The 20,925-nt window shown below is 45.5% G+C and carries 16 protein-coding genes and 1 pseudogene; 13 read left to right on the top strand and 4 right to left on the bottom strand.

Translation table 11 applies throughout. The features are described 5' to 3' along the window. The first annotated feature begins 35 nt into the window (after positions 1-35). The 11 genes and pseudogenes from KNO65_RS04615 to KNO65_RS04565 all read left to right on the top strand — a co-directional run bounded on the left by KNO65_RS04615 (position 36) and on the right by KNO65_RS04565 (position 13,494). Positions 36-2,741, top strand: coding sequence for a glycosyltransferase (locus KNO65_RS04615; protein WP_214781920.1), 2,706 nt, complete (start codon positions 36-38; stop codon positions 2,739-2,741). Positions 2,742-2,760: 19 nt separating this feature from the next. Further along, on the top strand, positions 2,761-3,030 hold the full coding sequence (locus tag KNO65_RS04610; protein ID WP_214781913.1) for a hypothetical protein: 270 nt from the start codon (positions 2,761-2,763) through the stop codon (positions 3,028-3,030). Positions 3,031-3,190: 160 nt separating this feature from the next. After that, positions 3,191-4,483: a nucleotide sugar dehydrogenase gene (locus KNO65_RS04605; RefSeq protein WP_211782389.1), complete on the top strand. Its 1,293-nt coding sequence runs from the start codon at positions 3,191-3,193 to the stop codon at positions 4,481-4,483. A gap of 11 nt (positions 4,484-4,494) precedes the next feature. Further along, on the top strand, positions 4,495-5,292 hold the full coding sequence (locus KNO65_RS04600; RefSeq protein WP_211782390.1) for an ABC transporter permease: 798 nt from the start codon (positions 4,495-4,497) through the stop codon (positions 5,290-5,292). A gap of 12 nt (positions 5,293-5,304) precedes the next feature. Next, positions 5,305-6,081, top strand: a pseudogene (gene tagH, locus KNO65_RS04595) (teichoic acids export ABC transporter ATP-binding subunit TagH); the annotation flags it as partial. Positions 6,082-6,161: 80 nt separating this feature from the next. Further along, positions 6,162-7,271, top strand: coding sequence for a non-hydrolyzing UDP-N-acetylglucosamine 2-epimerase (gene wecB / locus KNO65_RS04590; RefSeq protein WP_211782392.1), 1,110 nt, complete (start codon positions 6,162-6,164; stop codon positions 7,269-7,271). Positions 7,272-7,296: 25 nt separating this feature from the next. Further along, complete coding sequence (locus tag KNO65_RS04585) at positions 7,297-7,833, top strand: hypothetical protein (RefSeq protein WP_214781911.1); 537 nt, start codon at positions 7,297-7,299, stop codon at positions 7,831-7,833. Continuing rightward, positions 7,823-9,253 (top strand): MBOAT family O-acyltransferase, encoded by a 1,431-nt coding sequence (locus KNO65_RS04580; RefSeq protein ID WP_214781908.1) that lies wholly within the window; start codon positions 7,823-7,825, stop codon positions 9,251-9,253. The genes KNO65_RS04585 and KNO65_RS04580 overlap by 11 nt, the downstream gene beginning before the upstream one ends. A gap of 15 nt (positions 9,254-9,268) precedes the next feature. After that, positions 9,269-10,501, top strand: coding sequence for a DHHW family protein (locus KNO65_RS04575; protein ID WP_214781906.1), 1,233 nt, complete (start codon positions 9,269-9,271; stop codon positions 10,499-10,501). A gap of 327 nt (positions 10,502-10,828) precedes the next feature. Then, positions 10,829-11,014, top strand: coding sequence for a hypothetical protein (locus tag KNO65_RS04570; protein WP_214781904.1), 186 nt, complete (start codon positions 10,829-10,831; stop codon positions 11,012-11,014). A 206-nt stretch (positions 11,015-11,220) separates the two neighbouring features. Further along, the gene (locus KNO65_RS04565) at positions 11,221-13,494 is read left to right on the top strand and encodes an immunoglobulin-like domain-containing protein (protein ID WP_214781902.1); all 2,274 of its coding nucleotides are present in this window, start codon (positions 11,221-11,223) and stop codon (positions 13,492-13,494) included. Positions 13,495-13,533: 39 nt separating this feature from the next. On the opposite strand, the gene KNO65_RS04560 is transcribed toward KNO65_RS04565, so the two are convergent. Continuing rightward, positions 13,534-13,827, bottom strand: coding sequence for a hypothetical protein (locus KNO65_RS04560; RefSeq protein ID WP_074036045.1), 294 nt, complete (start codon positions 13,825-13,827; stop codon positions 13,534-13,536). A 186-nt stretch (positions 13,828-14,013) separates the two neighbouring features. Between KNO65_RS04560 and KNO65_RS04555 the strand changes: the two genes are divergently transcribed. Beyond that, entirely contained in the window at positions 14,014-14,514 is a 501-nt protein-coding gene (locus KNO65_RS04555) for a YdcF family protein (RefSeq protein WP_214781900.1), read from the top strand. A gap of 20 nt (positions 14,515-14,534) precedes the next feature. Here the strand turns inward: KNO65_RS04555 and KNO65_RS04550 are convergent, their stop codons facing one another. From KNO65_RS04550 to KNO65_RS04540, 3 genes are all read right to left on the bottom strand, one after another. After that, on the bottom strand, positions 14,535-16,370 hold the full coding sequence (locus KNO65_RS04550; protein WP_214781898.1) for an acyltransferase family protein: 1,836 nt from the start codon (positions 16,368-16,370) through the stop codon (positions 14,535-14,537). Positions 16,371-16,523: 153 nt separating this feature from the next. Further along, entirely contained in the window at positions 16,524-17,708 is a 1,185-nt protein-coding gene (gene chrA, locus KNO65_RS04545) for a chromate efflux transporter (protein ID WP_214781896.1), read from the bottom strand. Between the two features lie 4 nt (positions 17,709-17,712). Then, on the bottom strand, positions 17,713-18,021 hold the full coding sequence (locus tag KNO65_RS04540) for a PadR family transcriptional regulator (RefSeq protein WP_031422630.1): 309 nt from the start codon (positions 18,019-18,021) through the stop codon (positions 17,713-17,715). Between the two features lie 200 nt (positions 18,022-18,221). Between KNO65_RS04540 and KNO65_RS04535 the strand changes: the two genes are divergently transcribed. Further along, entirely contained in the window at positions 18,222-20,906 is a 2,685-nt protein-coding gene (locus tag KNO65_RS04535) for an HD domain-containing phosphohydrolase (RefSeq protein WP_214690562.1), read from the top strand. The last annotated feature ends 19 nt before the right edge of the window (positions 20,907-20,925 follow it).

Genomic DNA, 20,925 nt, shown 5'->3' with positions numbered 1-20,925 from the left:
AATGAGTGTGACGTAAAAGGAGAATTATTAGGCAAATGAATTATAAAAAAATTCTCAACGATTTGACAGAACATGTGGCTTGGGCACAAGGTGAAACGCGCCGAGTGAAAGCAACTAGCCACTTAGATTCTGAATCATTGAAACGTATTAAACGACTACCGCGACTTGACTATTCGTTAGACCAGTTTAAAAAACGAAAAGCACGCGCACCCAAAAAATTAGAGATTGTTCAAAAATATCACGATGCAAGTAATCGTCACTATATTACCCAATTCAAACAATCCATGACACTTATCGGTGAGAGTAACGGTTCACGGTACTACAAAGGGTTAGCTAAACCAAATGTAGCGATTGTTTGTTCGGAATTTATGTACGAATTTTATAAAGATGCGATGAACCTTCATTATGTCACACCGACAAATGCAGATGAGGTCTTTTCGCAGCCGATTGATTTCTTTCTTATTCTAACATCGTGGAAAGGATTATATGAAGATGAGTGGCGCGGAATTTCGAATCCAGATTCGGAAAAACGTGAAGCGCTTTATCAAATCATTGACCAAGCGAAATCTCTCAACATTCCAGTCGTGATGCAGTCCACAGAAGATCCGAGCAACTACTCCCGCTTTATCGGGATTGCCCAGCGCAGTGATGTGATTTTCACTGGAGATGAAGGGAAGGTTTCTGAGTATCGACTCGATTGTGGTCATGATCGCATTGGAGTGCTTGAATTTGGAGTGAACCCGAAGCTTCACAACCCAATTGGCACTCGTTCCATCGAGAAAATTGACGGTGCTTTGTTTGCCGGTAGCTGGATGGAAAAATACAGTGAACGTACGGATGATATCATGAAGCTGCTAAATGGAGTGCTATTGGCGGATAAGCGACTCGATATCGTGGACCGAAACTACTCACTCAATGATCCGCGCTATCACTTCCCAGAAGAATTCGCACCATATGTTGCGCCAAGTGTAGACTACGTTGAATTACAAAAATTGAGTAAGAGCTATGATTGGGTATTAAACGTCAACAGTATCAAGTACAGCCCAACGATGTGCGCGCGTCGTGTATACGAATCGCAAGCCTTAGGGAACTTGATTTTGTCGAACTATAGCGTGGCCGTCAATAACTATTTTCCGAATATCTTTATTGCGACAAACGAGGCTGATGCGGAAGCGGTTATGTCAATGTTTACGGCAGACGAACGATATGAGCATCAGATGCATGGCGTACGCAACGTCATGTCGCAGCATACGGTATATCATCGTCTTCAAACCATTATGCGTGCGCTCGGTCATGAAGTGCCGACACTTGAAAAGTCTGTACTTGTTGTCGGGAGCGGTCAAAATGCAACGGTTCAACAAGATTTTGAGAACCAATCTTACTCGAATAAGACATTTGTTCGTGAAGAAGATGTTTCTCCGGAATTAATCACTGCCTATGACATGGTCACATATTTCAATGACCAGTTCGCTTACGGACCTTACTATTTAGAAGATTTAGTGAACGGATTTAAATATACTGATGTCGATTTCATCACTCAAATCGTGTACAAAGAAGGTCATGAGTGGAATGAAGGAAACGAACACGTGTATACAGATTCATTTACAAGCCGATATACGACTCTTTACTGGACGGAATCTGTCCCGTATGAGGTCATCACAGGAAGCGTGAAAGACCATGAGCTAGAAGGTTACGCAATCGACCGCTTCAATTTGGAACGACGGATTGAGCAAGAAGAAGTCGAACAACAGATTCGTAACGACTACAAAATGACGGTGATTATTCCTGTTTATAATAACGGGAAGTATTTATACAATAAGTGCTTCTTGAGTTTGAAGCGCAGCTCGATGTTCAATGATATGGAAATCATCATTGTCGATGATGGCTCATCTGATATCGAAACGCTTCGTCAAATTCGTCAAATCGAGAAAAAATTCGACAACGTTTCTACGTATCTTTACGAGATGGGCGGCAGTGGTAGTGCATCACGCCCTCGCAACAAAGGAGTCGAGATGTCGACCACGGATTACATTGTCTTTCTCGATCCGGACAATGAAGCGACAGAAGATGGTTATGCGTTCCTCTATCAATTGATGGAACAAGATCCGGAGCTTGATTTTGCGACTGGACATATGAAAAAACTAGCAGAAAAAGAATCACCAATCATGTTGCCGAAATCATATCAACAAGATCAGCTTCTTCTTGAGAACCCGCGCCAATATTTACTTGATCATCATTTCAGCGTACAAAGTATCCAGGCGATGGTGATTCGTAAATCGTTCATTGAAGCACACAACCTTGAACAAGTCGTCGGTGCCGTTGGTCAAGATTCATTGTTCTTCACTGAGATGATGTTAAAAGCGAACAAAGTATTGCTAGTGAACAAAGTGATTCACGATTATTACGCCGCGGTGAGCGGGTCGACTGTCAACGCCATCACGACGAAGTACTTTGACAAGTGTCTCTTGCGTGAAGAAGCACGGGCGAAAGTGTTTAAGGAAGAGCAAGTCCTTGATGCGTTCAACAGCCACCGCTTTGAAGTCTTCTTCGAACTTTGGTATTTACGTCACTTGAAACGAAGTAACTTAAAAGATTTTGAGTACAACGTTGCCATCTTGTATAAAATTTATGAGTTGTTCCACCCAGAGACATTGAAAAATGAAAAGGTAGCCACATTTGTCGAATTGTATGAGAAAAACGACTTAAAACAATTAGCCAGACAATTTGGACCTGAGCAATGAGGATGGAGGAACGAGTAAAATGACAGAATATAAAGACCAATTAACGTTGCAACGTGAAAATCAACAATTGAAAGAAGTCAATGCGACATTAGAAGCAGAAAAAGATTTGATCTTCTATCACTATGACGAGTTGCTAAAGCGATATGAAACATTGTCGTCACTCTCACAACATATGGCCAAAGAACTTTCTGAGATCGCGCCACGATATGAAGCATTGAATAAGTCGAAATTGACGAAAGTAACACGCAAATATTGGGAGTTACGCCGCAAATTACGCCGCAGACGATGAGTCGACTTTGTGACAAGGTGGACATGACTTTGTTATGAATTTGTAGTTGCTTCTATAATAGGTGCGGAGTATAATTGCTATTGTTTTTAAGGTAAAACGTGATAATCAATAAATAAGTAATGATGGATTAAAAATGACCAGTACTTTGGAGGTAACTACAATGAAAGTTTGTACTATTGGATTAGGATATATTGGACTCCCGACATCAGCGGTTTTTGCACAATACGGAGTAGACGTTGTTGGAGTGGACATTCATCAGTCGGTCGTTGACAAGTTGAACCGTGGAGAAATTCACATTGAAGAGCCGGGCCTCGGCGATGTGGTGAAGTCGGTCGTTGAGAATGGTAAATTCCGTGCGTCAATGGAACCTGAAAAAGCAGATGCTTTTATCATTGCTGTTCCAACACCAAATAACGATGATGAGCACAAATCGTGTGATTTGACGTATGTATTGGATGCAACGAAACGTGTACTCCCATATGTAGAAAAAGGAAGCGTCATTATCGTTGAATCAACAATTGCGCCACGTACAATGGATGATTTCGTGAAGCCACTTGTTGAAGAAGCAGGGTTTGTTGTCGGTGAAGATATCTACCTCGTTCATTGTCCAGAGCGCGTCCTCCCAGGTCAAATCTTGCATGAACTCGTGCACAACAACCGAATCGTCGGTGGATTGACACCTGCCTGCGCAGAAGCTGGAGCACGTGTTTACGGTACATTCGTTGAAGGTGAAATCATCAAAACGGATGCAAAGACAGCTGAAATGTCTAAATTGATGGAAAACACATTCCGTGATGTAAACATTGCGCTTGCGAACGAACTTGCAAAAGTTTGTAACGCACTTGATATCAATGTACTTGATGTTATTGAAATGGCAAACAAACATCCGCGTGTCAACCTTCATAGTCCAGGTCCTGGAGTCGGTGGTCACTGTCTTGCGGTTGATCCATACTTCATCGTGGCAAAACAACCAGAACTTGCGAAAATCATCAAATTGTCACGTGACACAAACGTGTCGATGCCAGCGTACGTTGTAGAAAATGTACAGAAACTCGTTGGTAATGCGAAAGATGCGAAAATTGCTGCGTTCGGCGTGACTTATAAAGGAAACGTTGATGACATGCGCGAAAGTCCAGCTGTTGAAATCGTTGAGATGATGCTTGAACAAGGCATGAACGTTGCAGTCCATGATCCACACGTTGAGGTGTCATCATCGAAACACTTCGGTCTTGTTTCAAAAGAGGAAGCATTACAGGACGCCGATCTCGTTCTCGTCCTTGTTGATCACAATGAGTTTAAAGAACTAGATTTCGCAGAATTGAATAAGGCAATGAATCGCCCAATGATTTTCGATACACGAAATATTATTAAAGCCGACCAAGATGAACAAGTTGACGTCGTTAATTACGGCAACCTCTATTCTTTTGTGAAGAAGGCTAATCTCACTGTCTGAGAGGTAAGCTTATGTTAAAAGCTCCTAAACAAATATATTCTGAAATTCGGGAGAGTCTCTATTTAATATTGAGACTCTCTATGTATGAAACGAAGAGTATGTATTCGATGCAATACCTTGGTTTCCTGTGGGAACTCGTAACGCCGATTTTACAAATTTCTGTGTACTGGTTCGTATTTGGTTTTGGAATCCGTGAGGGAAGAGATATTGACGGTGTGCCTTTTTTACCATGGCTTGTGAGTGGTATTATTGTGTGGTTCTTTATTAGCCCAGCCATTACGACAACAGCCCGTTCCGTGTATTCGCGAATCGGGCTCGTTTCTAAAATGAGTTTTCCACTCAGCACCATTCCTGCATATGTCCTATTGTCATTATTGTACCGTCATTTCGGTATGATTCTCGTCAGTTTTGTGTTGCTCGCATTCTTTGGATATTATCCAGGATGGCACACATTGTGGATTATTTATTTGTTAATTAGTGCGATTGCTTTGCTTTATTCTCTTGCGCTTCTGACTTCGGCTTTGACGACTATTATTCGTGACTTGCAGAACTTACTCATGTCGGTCATGCGGATGATGCTCTACTTGACACCAATTTTTTGGTTGCCGTCCGGCTGGGTTCAACAAGTGTTGCAACTGAATCCACTCTACTATCTCGTAGAAGGGTACCGTTCGATGTTCCTCGGAACGAATTGGATTGTAGAGAACTGGGAATGGGGCATTTATTACTGGGCAATCGTGTTCATCCTCTTCTTCGTTGGTTCGAATGTCCACATGCGTTTCCGTCGATACTTTATCGACTACATTTAAGGAGGGTGCGATATGGCTTCACAAGTGAAATTTGAAAATGTGTCTAAACGTTATACCCTCTATCGAAAACAAAGTGATAAATTAAAAGAAATTTTCACTGGGAAAACGAATGGCAAACAATTTTATGCACTTCGAAATGTCAGTTTTGAGGTGCCGGCTGGCGAAGTCGTCGGAATCATTGGAATCAACGGATCGGGAAAATCGACCATGTCGAACTTGCTAGCAGATGTGATGCCTCCGACACACGGGAAAATTACACTGCATGGGAAAACCGCTCTGATTGCAATTTCTTCTGGCTTGAATGGTCAATTGACTGGCATGGAAAATATCGAATTGAAGGGGCTCATGTTGGGCATGACAAAAGAGCAAATCGTAGAGTTGACACCTTCTATCATCGATTTTGCAGATATCGGTGAATTCATTCATCAGCCTGTCAAGACCTATTCGAGTGGTATGAAGTCGCGCTTGGGATTTGCAATCTCGATCAACATTAATCCTGATATTCTTGTAATCGATGAAGCGTTATCCGTCGGTGACCAGACTTTCACAGATAAATGTTTAACAAAAATGAATGAATTTAAAGAGCAAGGGAAGACTATTTTCTTTATCAGTCATTCCGTATCGCAAATTAAACAGTTTTGTACGCAAGCGTTGTGGCTTGAATACGGAGAAATTCGTGAATATGGTCCGGTAGAGGAAATTGTGGGAGAGTATAATAAATTTCTCAAATGGTATCGTCAATTGACGAAAGCACAACAGCATCTTTATAAGGAAAATAAGTTAGAGCAACGTACCACTGTCGTTGAATCAAAAGACTTAGGTGAGACAATCGTTCTTCCACGATTGAAACAGAAAAAGGAGATGACGGGATGATTAAGGTAATGACCGTATTCGGTACACGCCCCGAGGCAATTAAAATGGCACCACTCGTGCTTGAATTAAAACAACGTGATGGTGTAGAACCGATTGTTGTCGTCACGGCCCAGCATCGACAAATGCTCGATCAAGTTTTAAACTTATTTAAAATAAAGCCAGACTATGATCTTGATATCATGAAAGATAAACAGACTTTATTTGATGTGACGACACGTGTGTTACATGGGATGGATGACGTCATCAAGGAAGCGAAACCCGACATCGTTCTTGTCCATGGAGATACGACTACCACATTTGCAACATCACTTGCTGCTTTTTATAATCAAACAGCAGTCGGACATGTGGAAGCCGGATTACGTACCCATAACTTATACTCGCCGTTTCCTGAAGAAGCGAATCGTCAGTTGACTGGTGTTCTTGCTAACTTGCATTTCGCTCCAACGGATGTTTCAGCAGGGAACTTGATTGCTGAAGGAAAACAGGAAGATACGATTTATGTCACGGGAAATACGGCAATTGATGCATTGAACACAACTGTCAATGATTCATATTCGAACCCGATTCTAGACGAAATCACTGCAAAAGGGAATCGCCTCGTCTTACTGACGGCACATCGTCGTGAAAATCTTGGAGAGCCAATGCGGAACATGTTCCGAGCTGTCCGACGCTTGATCGAAAAGTATGACGATATCGAAGTGGTCTATCCGGTTCATATGAACCCTGTAGTTCGCGAACTGGCAAACGAAATTCTTCACGATTTAGATCGCGTGCAACTGATCGAACCGCTTGACGTGTTCGATTTCCACAACTTTGCAGCAAAATCACACTTGATTTTAACTGATTCAGGTGGTGTACAAGAAGAGGCGCCGTCTCTTGGTGTACCTGTTCTCGTATTACGTGATACGACAGAACGTCCAGAAGGTGTCGCGGCTGGTACACTCAAGCTCGCAGGCACAGATGAAGAAACAATCTTCGGTTTGGCAGACGAGTTATTATCTGATTCGTCGAAACATGAAGAAATGTCTCGTGCTTCAAACCCATACGGAGATGGACATGCATCTGCACGTATTGTCGATGCGATTTTGACGCACTTCAATAAATAAGTCCTCTCATGAAGGAGTAATCACTATGATGATTCGTAAACGATATATCCGTCCGGCTATCTATCATTATTTTCCGATGGGAGATAAGGATTTGATGCATTTGACGGAAGAGCAATACCGGACAAAAGTCAGTTTTCGCGACTACGAGGCATCTTCCTCGTTGTACGTTCAGATGTTTGATCAAAAATTTGACGTACCACCGAGTAAAATTTATCGTCCTGACGCAAAATTGATGGATGCCAATCGTTTACTCGTGGAAGGCAGCTTCGAAGCGCATCTTCCGATTGGAACGCGCATCGAAATTTATTATATGCAGTACAACAAGACGAAACGGATTGTGAACTTGAAGAAAAAGTACAATGTAAAGAGCGAAACGTTCTCGTTTCGAGAAGACATTGAGTTGGAAAAAGGTGCCGAGTTCTTCAAGCTTGCCTTTAAGTTCTATTTAACCGATTCATCTTACGAAGATCCATTCATTTTGATGAATGACGTCTGGCTTACTGTATATGCGGACGAATCGTTAGAAGCGGATGAGGAGGAGGGAGACGCACATGCTATTTAGTTCTTCGGTGTTCTTGTTTTATTTCTTGCCGATTGTCCTCGGCCTGTACTTTATCTCTCCTCGTTTTTTAAAGAACATGATTTTGCTTTTGGCTAGTTTGTTCTTTTACGCTTGGGGCGAACCGCGATTTGTCATCATCATGCTCGTCTCGATAGCGATGAACTATATGTATGGTCTGTGGGTAGACAAATATCGCTATGACGCAAAACGACTAAAAACCACAATGGTGGCGATGGTGTTGTCTAACATTGCGATGTTGGGCGTCTTCAAATACGCTAGTTTCTTTGTTGAAAACACCAATTCACTGTTCGGACTCAATTTAAATGACCCAGAGATTCCACTACCAATCGGGATTTCTTTCTTCACTTTCCAGGCGATGAGCTATGTCATCGACGTGTATCGTCAAGATGGGAAAGTACAAAAGAACCCGTTTGATTTGGCACTCTATATTGCACTTTTCCCACAATTGATTGCTGGACCGATCGTCCGCTATCAAACGGTAGCAGATGAAATTAATGATCGCCGTGAAACACTTGATGATTTTGTATCAGGTGTTCAGCGTTTCGTAATTGGTCTCGGGAAAAAAATGATTTTAGCGAACAGCTGTGGTTATGTAGCAGATCAAGTATTCAATAGTCCTGCCGATGAGATTTCTACAACATTGGCGTGGATTGGAATTATCGCCTACTCTCTACAAATTTATTTTGACTTCTCGGGTTACTCGGATATGGCAATTGGTCTTGGAAGAATGTTCGGTTTCCATTTCCTTGAAAACTTCAATTATCCTTATATCTCAAAGTCGGTTTCAGAGTTTTGGAGAAGATGGCACATCTCTCTCGGAAGTTGGTTCCGAGACTATGTATACATTCCGTTGGGGGGAAATCGTTCCGGCCCATGGAAAACATATCGCAACCTAGCCATCGTATGGACATTAACCGGCGTTTGGCACGGAGCTAGTTGGACATTTGTCGCATGGGGAGCCTACTATGGAATCTTCATCATGTTGGAGCGAGCATTTCTTGGGAAATGGTTGGCACGAATTCCTTCGGCTTTGGCTCATATTTTTACTTTATTCGTTGTTGTCATCGGTTGGGTGTTCTTTAGAGCGGATAATTTCCCGTACGCAATCGATTATTTACAGACGATGTTTGCTTTGAATGATACACCATTGATTGATACAGCCGCGCAGTTCTATCTCGTTCAATATGGTGCGGTGATTTTAATTGCGATGATCGCAGCCACTCCGATTCCAAAATGGTTGGTCGCTCAACTATTGCGCCATGAAGTGGATGGATCGACGGCGATGATCCGCCAATCGGTTGGTTTCATTCGCGTCGCTGGTGTGTTGATTTTGTTTGCCGTTTCGATTTCATATGTCGTTGCAAGTACGTTCAACCCATTCATTTACTTTAGATTTTAAGAAAGGAGAGACAATATGACTGTTCAAAAACAACGCGCTTCGGCAGATGGTCATCCTATGCCGAAAAAGCGAAAACCGTCACTAGTTGCTAATCTCGCCATGCTCATCGCCTTTCTTGGAATCATCTTTTTAGGGTTCGTGGTTTATGTGTTCGGAGATGAGCGAGAAGTTTCCGAGTTAGAAGGACGTGAGTTGACACAGCGGCCTGAAATCAGTGTAGATGGTGTATTAAGTGGTGAATATATTGAAACCTTTGAGAGCTATGCGAACGACCAAGTGTTCCAACGAGATCGTTGGATGACGGTGAACGGTATGGTTCAAAAAAACGTGTTGCGTCAAAGAATGAACAACGGAATTTTTGCTTTGTCGTCCGGGATGTTATTGGAACCATCGGGAAGTGTGAATGACTTCGCAGGTTTTGAGCAACCGTTCACCTCATTTTCGAATGAAATGAAAGAGGCGGACATCCCGGTCTATTTCGCCTCTGCACCGAGTAAATCTGCGTTTGCGAAAAACCAAGGGCTCACTCCAGAATATATCCGATCCAATGAAAATGTATCACGTGAAAACCTCAATACAGTCATGGAGAAATCAGGTTTGAATGTGATTGATTTATATGAAGGCTTGTCATCGGAAACGATGGAAGATATTTATTTTTATAACGATCATCACTGGAATATTCATGGAGCATACAATGGATATGAACAGATTGTTCAAACGCTTCAGGAAACGTATCCTGAATTGGACATCGTCAACAAAGATCAATTTGAATCAACGACTTTAGAAGCCCCATATCATGGTTCATATGCCAGAAAAGTATCGCTGCCATATGTCGTTAAAAACGACTATTTAGAGTACTGGGAACCGAAAAATGGTTTCTCTACCGAAGTTTGTGTAGAAAAGACGGAATGTGGTCGTGAGGTACTTGACCGTCAAGTGCTTAAAGAGAAAGGGCAGTTTGCGGATTCTTACATGGCATTTATGGGTGGCAACTACAGCGAGCTGACAATTGAACAAAAAGATCCGAAAAATGACACGCACCTCCTTGTCTTAAAAGACTCTTATGCTAACCCCCTATTAGGACTTCTTGGTGAATCTGTCGGAAAACTTTCAGTCCTTGACGTACGTTATACGGAAGGGAAGATAGACGTGGCAGAATACGCAAAAGAGAATGATGTTGATGGTGTGCTATTTATTCACAACGATCGAATTAATGGGATGCTTGATTTCTATAAAGAAAGTCTGTAATGGATTCTTCTGAAATCAACCAAATCTCAGCTTGTTAACTAAAATTAAGATACTCCTCATGAAGTGGGCAGACGAAAAATCGTGTCTTCCATCTATTGAGGAGTTTTTTACTGTAATAAATTACTCCGTATCATTTTTAGATAATAAAGTAGAAAGTCTTTCAGATTAGCAATTTCCAAAATAAGTACTTTAAATATTACTTATCCACTACATATATTACAAAATTTACATAATTGTTTCACGATTAGGGTACATTTTACTATCACCTTAGAGGCACGCACATCATGTATACCTGTCGCATGTTTTTTTGTGAAGGAGGATGCATGAATGAAAAAAGTCGTTGTTCTTTTTTTGTGTTTTTTCTTACTTGTCGGGTTCACCATCGTACCAGGGTCTGGAGTTGAGGCAAGTTCCTCATCCGTGAAGCACGTCTTTTCTCCAAAATCGTACACGCACTATGGGGGGACGACGTATGCGGTCAAAAAGTTCACTTATCCGAAGACGGGAAAGTGAGATTGTCCAATGGACAGTATGCGTATCGAAGTGTCAAATGGTCCAAAGTCAGCTTTCAAAAAGCTTATTTGAATCGGACATAGCGGCTCGTCGGAACGGTTCATGGGACAAGTAAGAAGGCGGTATGGTCGGTCCGCATCAAGAATTATCCCGTTCGGATCACGACACCGGTCATCCGGTCGGTCGGTAAGAAACAAATTCCGAGCATGCCGAAACTGTTGACGGCCCATTTCGCGAACGGACAGCGCTCCACATACAAATTGACGTGGGGACCTCGTTCGACGAATACGATCGGCACGAAGTATGTCAGTTATCGGGCGAGCGGCTTGAATGTTGCCTTCTCGGGCAAAGTGAAGTTGAACGTTCGAGATGTCATGTTGACGCAACCGGTCTTTACCATCTTAACGAACAATGAACAGATTCAAGCAGTCGGTAAGATCCACTACCCGGAAAAGGGAATCCGCCACTACTTAATCGCGGAGAACCGGGAAACAAAGAAACAGTATAAGAAAAACATCTACCCGAATCGGGACGGCTTGTATAAAGTCGCCTCACTCCCGCTCAAGCCTGCGTCGTATAACGTCTATGTCCAATCGGGAGTCAAACGGACATTCCCGGTCGCCGTGACATTGAAAGACGGACAGGTTCCGGATGATACGGAAGCGGATATCCGAAAGTTATTGAAAGGGCTCCTTTTGAATATCGACGTGACCAATCCGTTATTGCAGGACATCGTCTTCCCGCAAATTGACGGTGTGACGTTCTCGATTGGATCGAACAACGATGCCTTGTCGAGTTCAGGAAAAGTGACACGCGGCACGAAAGATGAGCTTGTGACGTTCACGATTCAAGCGAAGCGTGGAGAGATCAAGGAATCGATCACGTATACCAACATCTTGATTCCGAAACGCTCGCAGACGGACGAGGAAGAGCTCGACCTCTGGCTCAACAGTATCCAAATCGATAATCCGCTCACGAAGAATATCGACTTGCCGACTTATCCAGGTGTCGTCTTCTCGATTGACTCGAGCAATCCATCAGTCGTCTCCACTTCTGGTGTCGTTACGAGAGGAAATCAAGACGTGTATGTCAATTTGACCGTACGGGCAACGAAGGGAGCGGTGACGCGTACGAAGTCCTTCCCGAATATCCTCGTACCGAAAAAAGATTCATCGGCGGACAGTATCATTGATGATTACTTGAATCGACTGGTCATCTCAAGCCCCGTGACTTCGAATATCACACTCCCACCTCTTACTGGGGCGATGGTGACCTTGACGTCTTCGAATCAGGCGGTTATTACAAACAGTGGGATTGTCACCCGAGGTACGACGGACCAATCCATTTCGCTCGTCGTCACAGTGACAAAAGATGGGATCACGAAAACGAAAATTTTTCTCGGTTTACTTGTACCGAAGAAAGAAGGCGGGGCTGAAGGGGAAGTAGATGACTACTTGGCAGCACTGTCGATTACAAGTCCACTCACATCGAACATTGTCCTACCGCCATTCACTGGTGGTACAACGACGCTGTCCTCATCGAATCCAGCGGTCGTCTCGAACAGTGGGGTTGTCACACGTGGCACGACGGATCAAACGGTGTCGATTACGGTCAATGCGACGAAGGACGGTGTGACGAAATCACGTACCTTCACGAATTTGCTTGTACCAAAAGATGATGCGTTGTTGACAGCCGAGCTCGACGCGGCTTTAAATGCCATCAACCTTGGTAATCTCATTAACCTGTCGACCAACATCTCACTTCCGTCCGCATCAAACGGAATCAATGTCAGTTGGTCCTCGAATCAACCGGGTGTCATCTCGAACACCGGGGTGATTCAACAAGATCCGACCGATGCGAAATCGTTCATCCTGACGGCTTCGGTCACAAAGAACGGATTGACTCGGACGAAGACGTTTAGTGGGTCGGTTGCAGCGAATGTTCAGTTGGTATTAGCAGACGATGTGACGAAAGTTAAGTCGTCATTCGGGACGCTGTATCCGGTATTTGATTTGTCGTTACCAACGAGCTTGAATGGTACTCCGCTCACATGGACCTCAAGTAACCCGGCACTGATGACGAGTACGGGGGACGTTCGGGAAAATGATGTGGTCACGCCATTTACCTTGACCGTCAGCAATGCTAGTACAAATCAAATCATCAATATGTCCACACAAGATGTCGATACGGGGTTACTCGGTGGGTTGCTCGACTCGCTTGGCACCCTTTTGAATCCAGTTGTGAGCGCATTGACGGGTAATGCGCAAACAGCCACTCTACCAACGCAGTATGGAGGTTTACTTGGAATCGGGGCGAAGAGCATCACGAATTGGGAAAGTTCACACCCGGATCTCGTGACGGTTCAAGGATCCAATGTTACCATCCAACGAGATGACCAAGAGCATATCGTTGTCTTGCGAGCGAAATATGAAGGAATCGATCAACCGATTCCATTTATCGTCAAATTATCGAAACGATAACAAAGAACGGAGTCGCATGATGCGACTCCGTTCTTTTAGTCAATGTGTTGTGAAGCGAGCGGGTCCAATCGAAGAGACGAGACGTGTCGCTGCACGTAGGCAATCCAGCTGTCTCGTATACACACGGCTCACATCAGAAAATGCAGAGGGGAGATGGTCTGAGTCGAGGGGACCTTGTCGCATATAAGGAGATTCCCCGGCGCCAAGCGGTGTCGGATGAATCACAAACTTATAGTGAGATGGGTCGAGCTCGACGACTTCGATTTCTGCAAACAATTGTGCATCACGTGTATACAAGAAGCGGGTGGATAACCATTTATCTGAATCTGTCATGGGTCACCAGTCCTCCCTCAAAAAGTCTTATCTCCTTTATATTAAAACATTTTGTGGTTATTTGGTAATTTTATTTCATATATATACCAAAACACTGACTATAATTTGTAAAAAAGAATGGATTCGTGCAATCTTTCTCTTGATTAAGTATGGTTAAAAGAGAATGGACGAACATGAGGTGACAATATGAGAAAGAACGCGACTGGTACATACCGGTTCGTCATCATCCTTGGGGCGAGAGTGAATGGGACTCGACCGTCCCGCGCGCTCCAACATCGAATTGACGTAGCGGCCGCCTATGCGAAGGCACATCCTCATGTCGAACTGATCGCAACAGGTGGACAGGGACCAGATGAAGGGATGGCGGAGGCGCGTGTCATTGAACGAGAACTGATGGCGCAAGGAATCGATGCAACACGGATTCATGCGGAAGCGACATCGACGTCGACAATCGAGAACTTTGAGCATAGCCGCTCAATTTGGGACGGAGCATCCGGTGTGACGATCGTGACAAATGATTTTCATGTGCCGCGCGCTCGTCTGATTGCGAGACTGTACTTTCAGCTCGAGAGTGATGCTTTGTATGCACCGACCCCACCGCTTGCGAAAGGGCGATATATGATTCGTGAAATGTTGGCGTATGTGAAGTTGTTGGGACGTTACGTATTTAGGAAAGAAAAAAACTAGGCTCTTACACTCGCAAGAGCCTAGTTTGGTTGACAGCCGATTTCTTCGTTCAGTACGTGGCCAAACGCTTCGGCGCCCTTAATATTTAAATGGACCCCGTCACTTTCGAAGTACGCTTCCTTTCCGATTGAGCGTTCATGCCAATCGATGAGGGATACGTTCTCATGAAGCTCACTGGCCCGAGCGAGTTTTTTATTGACCTCACTCTCCCATGGACGTGGGACACGTGTGTTGATCAAATAGATTTCATCTGCTCGTTCGAACTGCTTGAGCAACGTCTCGAGTTGCTCCATTTTGAAGGCACCGTTCGTTCCGAGATGGAGGAACACGACGTGACCTGGAGCATTATAAGATTGGTACTGAGAGGCAACTGGGATTGCATCGCGAACTTGACGTCCGATTTGGGCGTCGATTTTCATATTCGGGAAAGCATCTGCCAAATATTCGTTCAATCCGAGCATGACCGAGTCGCCAATCGCGAGAGCCGGTGGACATGTTCGTTCTTCTGGTTTTTCAGTTGGTGCTTTGTTTTCTTCTGTCGATTGATCTTCAGACGGGACTTCCTCCGTCTCCTTGGATTCCGATTCTTTCGGAACGTCCTTTGTCTCATCTTTTGGCATCGGTACTTTCACGACAGGAATTTCATCTTCGACCGGCTTCGACTCAGAGAACGCCAGGATGGTCAAATTCCCAACGAGAACGAGTGAGAGCGCGGTCGCACATGCCGTGGCGGCAAAGCGTGCGTTTGGGTGCGTCGGTGTTGAGACGAGCTGACGGAACGCTTGTTTGAATCCGTTTCGACGAATCGGTGTCTCGACGAAGCGATACGACAACTCGGCGATCAAAAGCGTCAACGCCACTTGCCCGACGGAAAGAAGTGGTGAGAACGTCCCGAGTCGATCGAGCGGTGTCGATAGAATGATGACCGGATAGTGCCACAAGTAAATCCCATACGTCCGTGTACCGATCACGCGAAGCCAAACGCTTCCAAACAGTCGTGACCAAATGGTCGCCGGATGGGCGACAGCGGCAATCAATAGGGCGGATAGGAAAGCGACGAGCAAGAAACCTCCATAATAGAGGAATGCATCGTAGGCGTTGACGTTACTGATGATCCCGACGATGACGATGAGCGAAACGGCGCCGGTCCAGTTCAAAATGTGGCGTCCGATATGCGGGATCGTTTCTTTAAACGTGTCCGGACGCCAACCGAAGGCGAGGACGGCTCCCATGAGCAGACCGAACAATCGCGTGTCGGTCCCGTAGTAGACGCGGCTCGGATCGGCTTCCGGGACATATCGGAACGCCATCCAGGCGGCGGAGACGAATAGAAGCGCAGCGAGCAGTTGAAGCAATCGCTTCCGGAACGCGAGACCGACGAGTAGGAGCAACGGCCAGAACGCATAAAACTGTTCTTCGATGGAGAGAGACCATAGATTTTGAAGCGGTGATGGCTTTCCGAAACTCTCGAAGTAGGAGACTTCGTGAAAGATATACCACCAGTTGTTCACATAGGCGAGTGCCGCCAGTGAATCTTGGCGCACCGTATCGAGCAAGGAGCGGTCAAACAGCGTCACATACGTCATCACGACCGACAGCATCAAGACGAGTGCCGGCAACAAACGACGGAAACGCGCGAGGTAGAACTTTTTCAAATCGATTGTGCCGGTCTTCGTCCATTCGCGAATCAAGATCCCGGTAATCAAGTAACCGGACAGGACGAAGAAGACATCGACACCGAGGAATCCCCCGGGTATGTAAGGTACATTTAAATGATATAAAATCACAGCCAAGACGGCGAACGTGCGCAAGCCGTCGAGACCAGGCATATACGTTGTATGTTTGAGTGGTTGCATGCCCCCACTTCCTTTCTAGTAAAGCGGACATTTCCCTTATTTTTGAATCCATTCTTCAGTATAACGAGCGTGGAGGAGGGAATGGTTTCAAAAGATTAACAATCAAATGACGTAAAAATCCAATAAAAAAAGGGACACGAGGTCCCTTGCACCTTACATCAGATTAATCAACGTTCCACCGAGTACCCCGGCGATGACGAGTGCCCACGGTGGTAACTTCCAATAAGCAATCATCACGAACAGGAAGGCAGCGAACACGAAGTCGACCGCATCGTTGACGGTACTCGTGAAGATCGGGCTGTAGAATGCCGCAATCAAAATCCCAACGACCGCCGCGTTGACACCGATGAGGGCGCCAGCGACTTTCGGGTTATGACGGAGCGCGTCCCAAAACGGAAGTGCCCCAAGGATGAGCAAGAAGGCCGGCAAGAAAATGGCGACCGTCGCAAGGATGCCACCCGGCACACCATTAATCACAGTTCCAAGATAAGAAGCGAACGTGAAAAGCGGACCAGGAACGGCCTGAGCGGCACCGTATCCTGCAAGGAAGGCTTCTTCACTCAAGAAACCAGCTGGTACAAGTTCTCGTTCTAGTAGTGGCAAGACCACATGTCCGCCGCCGAAGACGAGGGCACCGGCCCGGTAAAAGCTATCGAACAAGGCAATCGTCTGATTCTCAAACGTCTCCCGTAAAATCGGTAAGATGACGAGAAGTGCCCCAAAAATCGACAGCAGAACGGTCCCGAGACGTTTCGAAATCGGGAACGCACTCGATTTCGTATCGAGACGGTCCGGCTTGAACAACAGGAATCCTGCGAAGGCCGCGAGGAGAATGAACAATACCTGACTGAACGTTGTTTGCCAGAGTAGGACGCCTGCCAAGGCAAAAAAGGCAATCGTTCGTGTCTTTGTATCAGGTGTCAGTTTACTCGCCATCCCTAAGATGGCATGGGCGACGATAGCGACGGCAACGACTTTTAAGCCGTATAACCAGCCTGCATCGGAGACGTCGAGTCCGGATAACAATAAAGCGAATAGGATGAGGGCAACGACCGACGGCGTTGTGAAGCCGATAAATGAAGTGATCCCACCTAATATGCCACCGCGGACAATCCCGATCCCAATCCCGACCTGTGAACTCGCCGGTCCGGGCAAGAATTGGCATAAGGCGACGAGGTCGGCGTAAGCTTTCTCATCCATCCATTTGCGTCGTCTCACATATTCCTCGTGGAAGTAACCGAGGTGGGCGACCGGCCCACCGAATGAGGTGAGACCGAGCCTCGTTGAAACGAATAAAATTTCTAGTAACGTCTTGAACGTCACACGTTGTGTCGTCATATCTTCACTCCTTAATTTCTTTGAATAACTCGTACGCCTTTTGACGGGCTTCCGCCAACACAGAAAGTCCTTTTTCGGTCGTCACGTAGTTTTTGCGAACGTGTCCATCGACCGTCTCATTTTCACGAATCAAGAGCCCGTCTTTCTCCATCCCGTGCAAGATCGGGTAGAGCGTCCCGGCGCTGATTTCGTACCCGTGTTCCCGAAGCTCATCGACCATCCATGCTCCGTACACGGGGTGTTCCGCGGCGTGGTGCAAAATATGGATGTGGATGAATCCGAGAAACAGTTTCCGCAAGACGCGGTCTTCCATACGTGTCATCTCCTTAATATCGAAATTCGATATCGGTTTTCGAAATCAGTCTAACAAAAGATTGAGACTGGGACAACGGAAGAGCATGCAGTTTACGAAAACTTTAAATCAAAAGTTGGGAATGAGTTCGGAAAAAATAGGGAATCTATCACAAATGAGGTAAACTAAGTGGAGATTTTATTTGCTGAGGAGGAAGTGACGTGACAAACCCCATTCATTCTTCATACGATACATTGTTGCGTTATATGCCCCAAGGCTACGTCGAGTTTAAAGTGATTTACGACGACGCTTCGGAGCCGATTGACTATGAATTCTTTGAAGTGAATCCTGCCTTTGAGAAGATCATGAAAGGGAAGCGAAAACACTTCATCGGAAAAAAAGTGTCAAGCGCCCTAAAAGACTTTGAATATAGTGAGCGGGAATGGATGATTCAAGTGGCACACGTCGTCAGTGATGGCGGCACGGTAACGTTTGAACACTATTCTCGCCGTAATAAATGTTGGTTCGAGATGTCTGTGTTTAGCCAACGAACGGGGTTTGTGTCCGTCATGTTTCACGACATCACGCCACACGTCCAAGAGAACAATGCGTTAAAACAGCTCGTCAACGTATCGCATCGCTTCGTCTCGACGGGTAGTGACTTGTTAATGAATCAACAATTTCTTGATCAGATTCGTGACTTCACGGGAGCGAAGGCGGTCGCTCTCAATTTGATGGATGCGGATGGCGAATCGTATACGACAGTGGCATTATCAGGAATCGATGAAATGTTAGAGAGAAGCCTCGACATTCTTGGATTTCATCCAGTCGGGAAGAAGTGGCCAATGACGGACCAACGTCGTGACCTGTTCAAACAATCAAATCCTCGTGTCTTTGATGGGATTGGTCCACTTATTGATGGTGCGCTTCCAACACGTCTCGTCAAAAATCTACTTCGAATTTTCTCGCTTGGAGAAGTCGTTCTCTTCAAAATTGAGAAAGACGGTATTTTATACGGAGACTTGACGATTGTGATGGAAAAAGGGAAGGTCGCCAATCGGCTAGGGCTCGTAGAGTTATATCTCGTCCACGTCCTTGAGCAATTGACGAAAGCCGATCATCAAATCGGAGAGACGAAAAAATCGATGTTTGGTGGATTCGCGACCCTCGACTTGGAGTGCATCATGGCCTTCAACACACGACAAGTGCTCCATTTGAACGATGCATGGGAACGAATTTTAGGGTTTTCACTTGATGAGCTGGAGAATATCGACTTTCTTAGTCTAGTTCACCCGGATGATGATACCATCACGGAAGCGGCGTTTATGGAACTTGAGGAACGTGGTGAGTTGTTCCGCTTCATCAACCGTTTCCGGACGATCGACGATACGTATCGATCGATCGAGTGGCATTGCAAACTTCAAGGGAATTATATTTATGCGGTCGCGAAAGACGTGACGGACCGAGTTCAGTTAGAAGAAAAGTTGGCAGACCGAGATCGGCTTTTGACGAAATTGTCCGATCAAATCCCGGGTGCCATCTATCAATTCGAATTATTGCCTGATGGAAGTTTCAACTTCCCATTCTTTAGCCGAGGCTTTGAAGATATGCTGGGGATTTCGGCAGAAGAGGTACAGACGGACGCGAGTCTTGTCTTCCGACGGATGCACCCGGATGATTATCCGCTTGTCATGCAGTCGATTGATGAGTCCTATCGCAACTTGACGATTTGGGATGCTGAGTTTCGCGTCTTGACCGAGGACGGACGAACCGTCTGGATTTTAGGATCATCCCGTCCGGAAAAGATAGCGGATGGTCACGTGTTGTGGCACGGTTATATCGGAGATGTCACGGAGAAGAAAACATATGAGAAAGAGATTGAGTATCTCAGTTACCACGATCAATTGACGGGCATTAAAAACCGGCGTTACTTTGAAGAGGCGTTGGAGCGCTATGATGATGACCACTTTTATCCGCTCACACTCATCGTCATCGATATCAACGGGTTGAAGCTCACGAACGATGCGTTCGGACACTTGGTCGGAGACCAGCTGCTCGTCGAAGCGGCGAATATTTTGCGAAATGAATTGCGCGCGAAAGATGAAGTGGCACGAGTCGGAGGCGATGAGTTCGTCGTGATCTCTCCGAATACGACGCTCGATGAGGCGAAACAGCTGTCGGATCGTCTCGGTCGTCTCTTCCACGAGCAGACGGTTGAAGGATTACCGATTTCCGCATCATTCGGTGAAGCGGTCAAACATGACTCGAATGTCGAATTGACCGAGGTGTTCAATTTAGCGGAAGATCGGATGTATCACCACAAGGTTTCTGAAAAGCAGAGTCGACGCCACCATTCCATTCAAATCATCATGCGCACGCTGTATGAGAAGATTCCACGAGAAGAAGCGCATTCTCAACGAGTCGCCAATTTAGCGGGGCAACTGGCAGAAGCGATGGGCTTCACGAATGCTGAAGTGAATGAGATTCGAACGGCCGCTATTCTCCATGACATAGGAAAAGTGGCAATCAGCAACGATATTTTGGATAAACCGGGCGCGCTGACCGAATCGGAATGGTATGAAATTAAACGCCACCCGGAAATCAGTTACAATATTTTAAGTACCGTACCCGAATATGTCGCCTTATCGGAAATTGTCTTGGCGCACCATGAACGATGGGACGGGAAAGGCTATCCGAAAGGGCTACAAGATTTTGAGATCCCTCTTGCTTCACGAATCATCGCAATTGCGGATACGTTCGATGTCATGGTGACGGGGCGACCGTATCGACAGGCGAAGACGATTGACGAGGCACTCGCCATCATCTCACAAGAGGCGGGCAAACAGTTTGACCCATCTCTCGTCGACGTCTTCTTTGAAAAAGTCGTACCGACACTTCAACAATAAAAAGCGAGTCCTCCTGAAT

Origin of the sequence: Exiguobacterium sp. S3, from assembly GCF_018617295.1 — a bacterium.
In the GTDB taxonomy this organism is placed as follows: domain Bacteria; phylum Bacillota; class Bacilli; order Exiguobacteriales; family Exiguobacteriaceae; genus Exiguobacterium; species Exiguobacterium profundum.
Note: the sequence above shows the minus strand (reverse complement) of the source record. Positions and strands in the feature narration are given on the sequence as shown.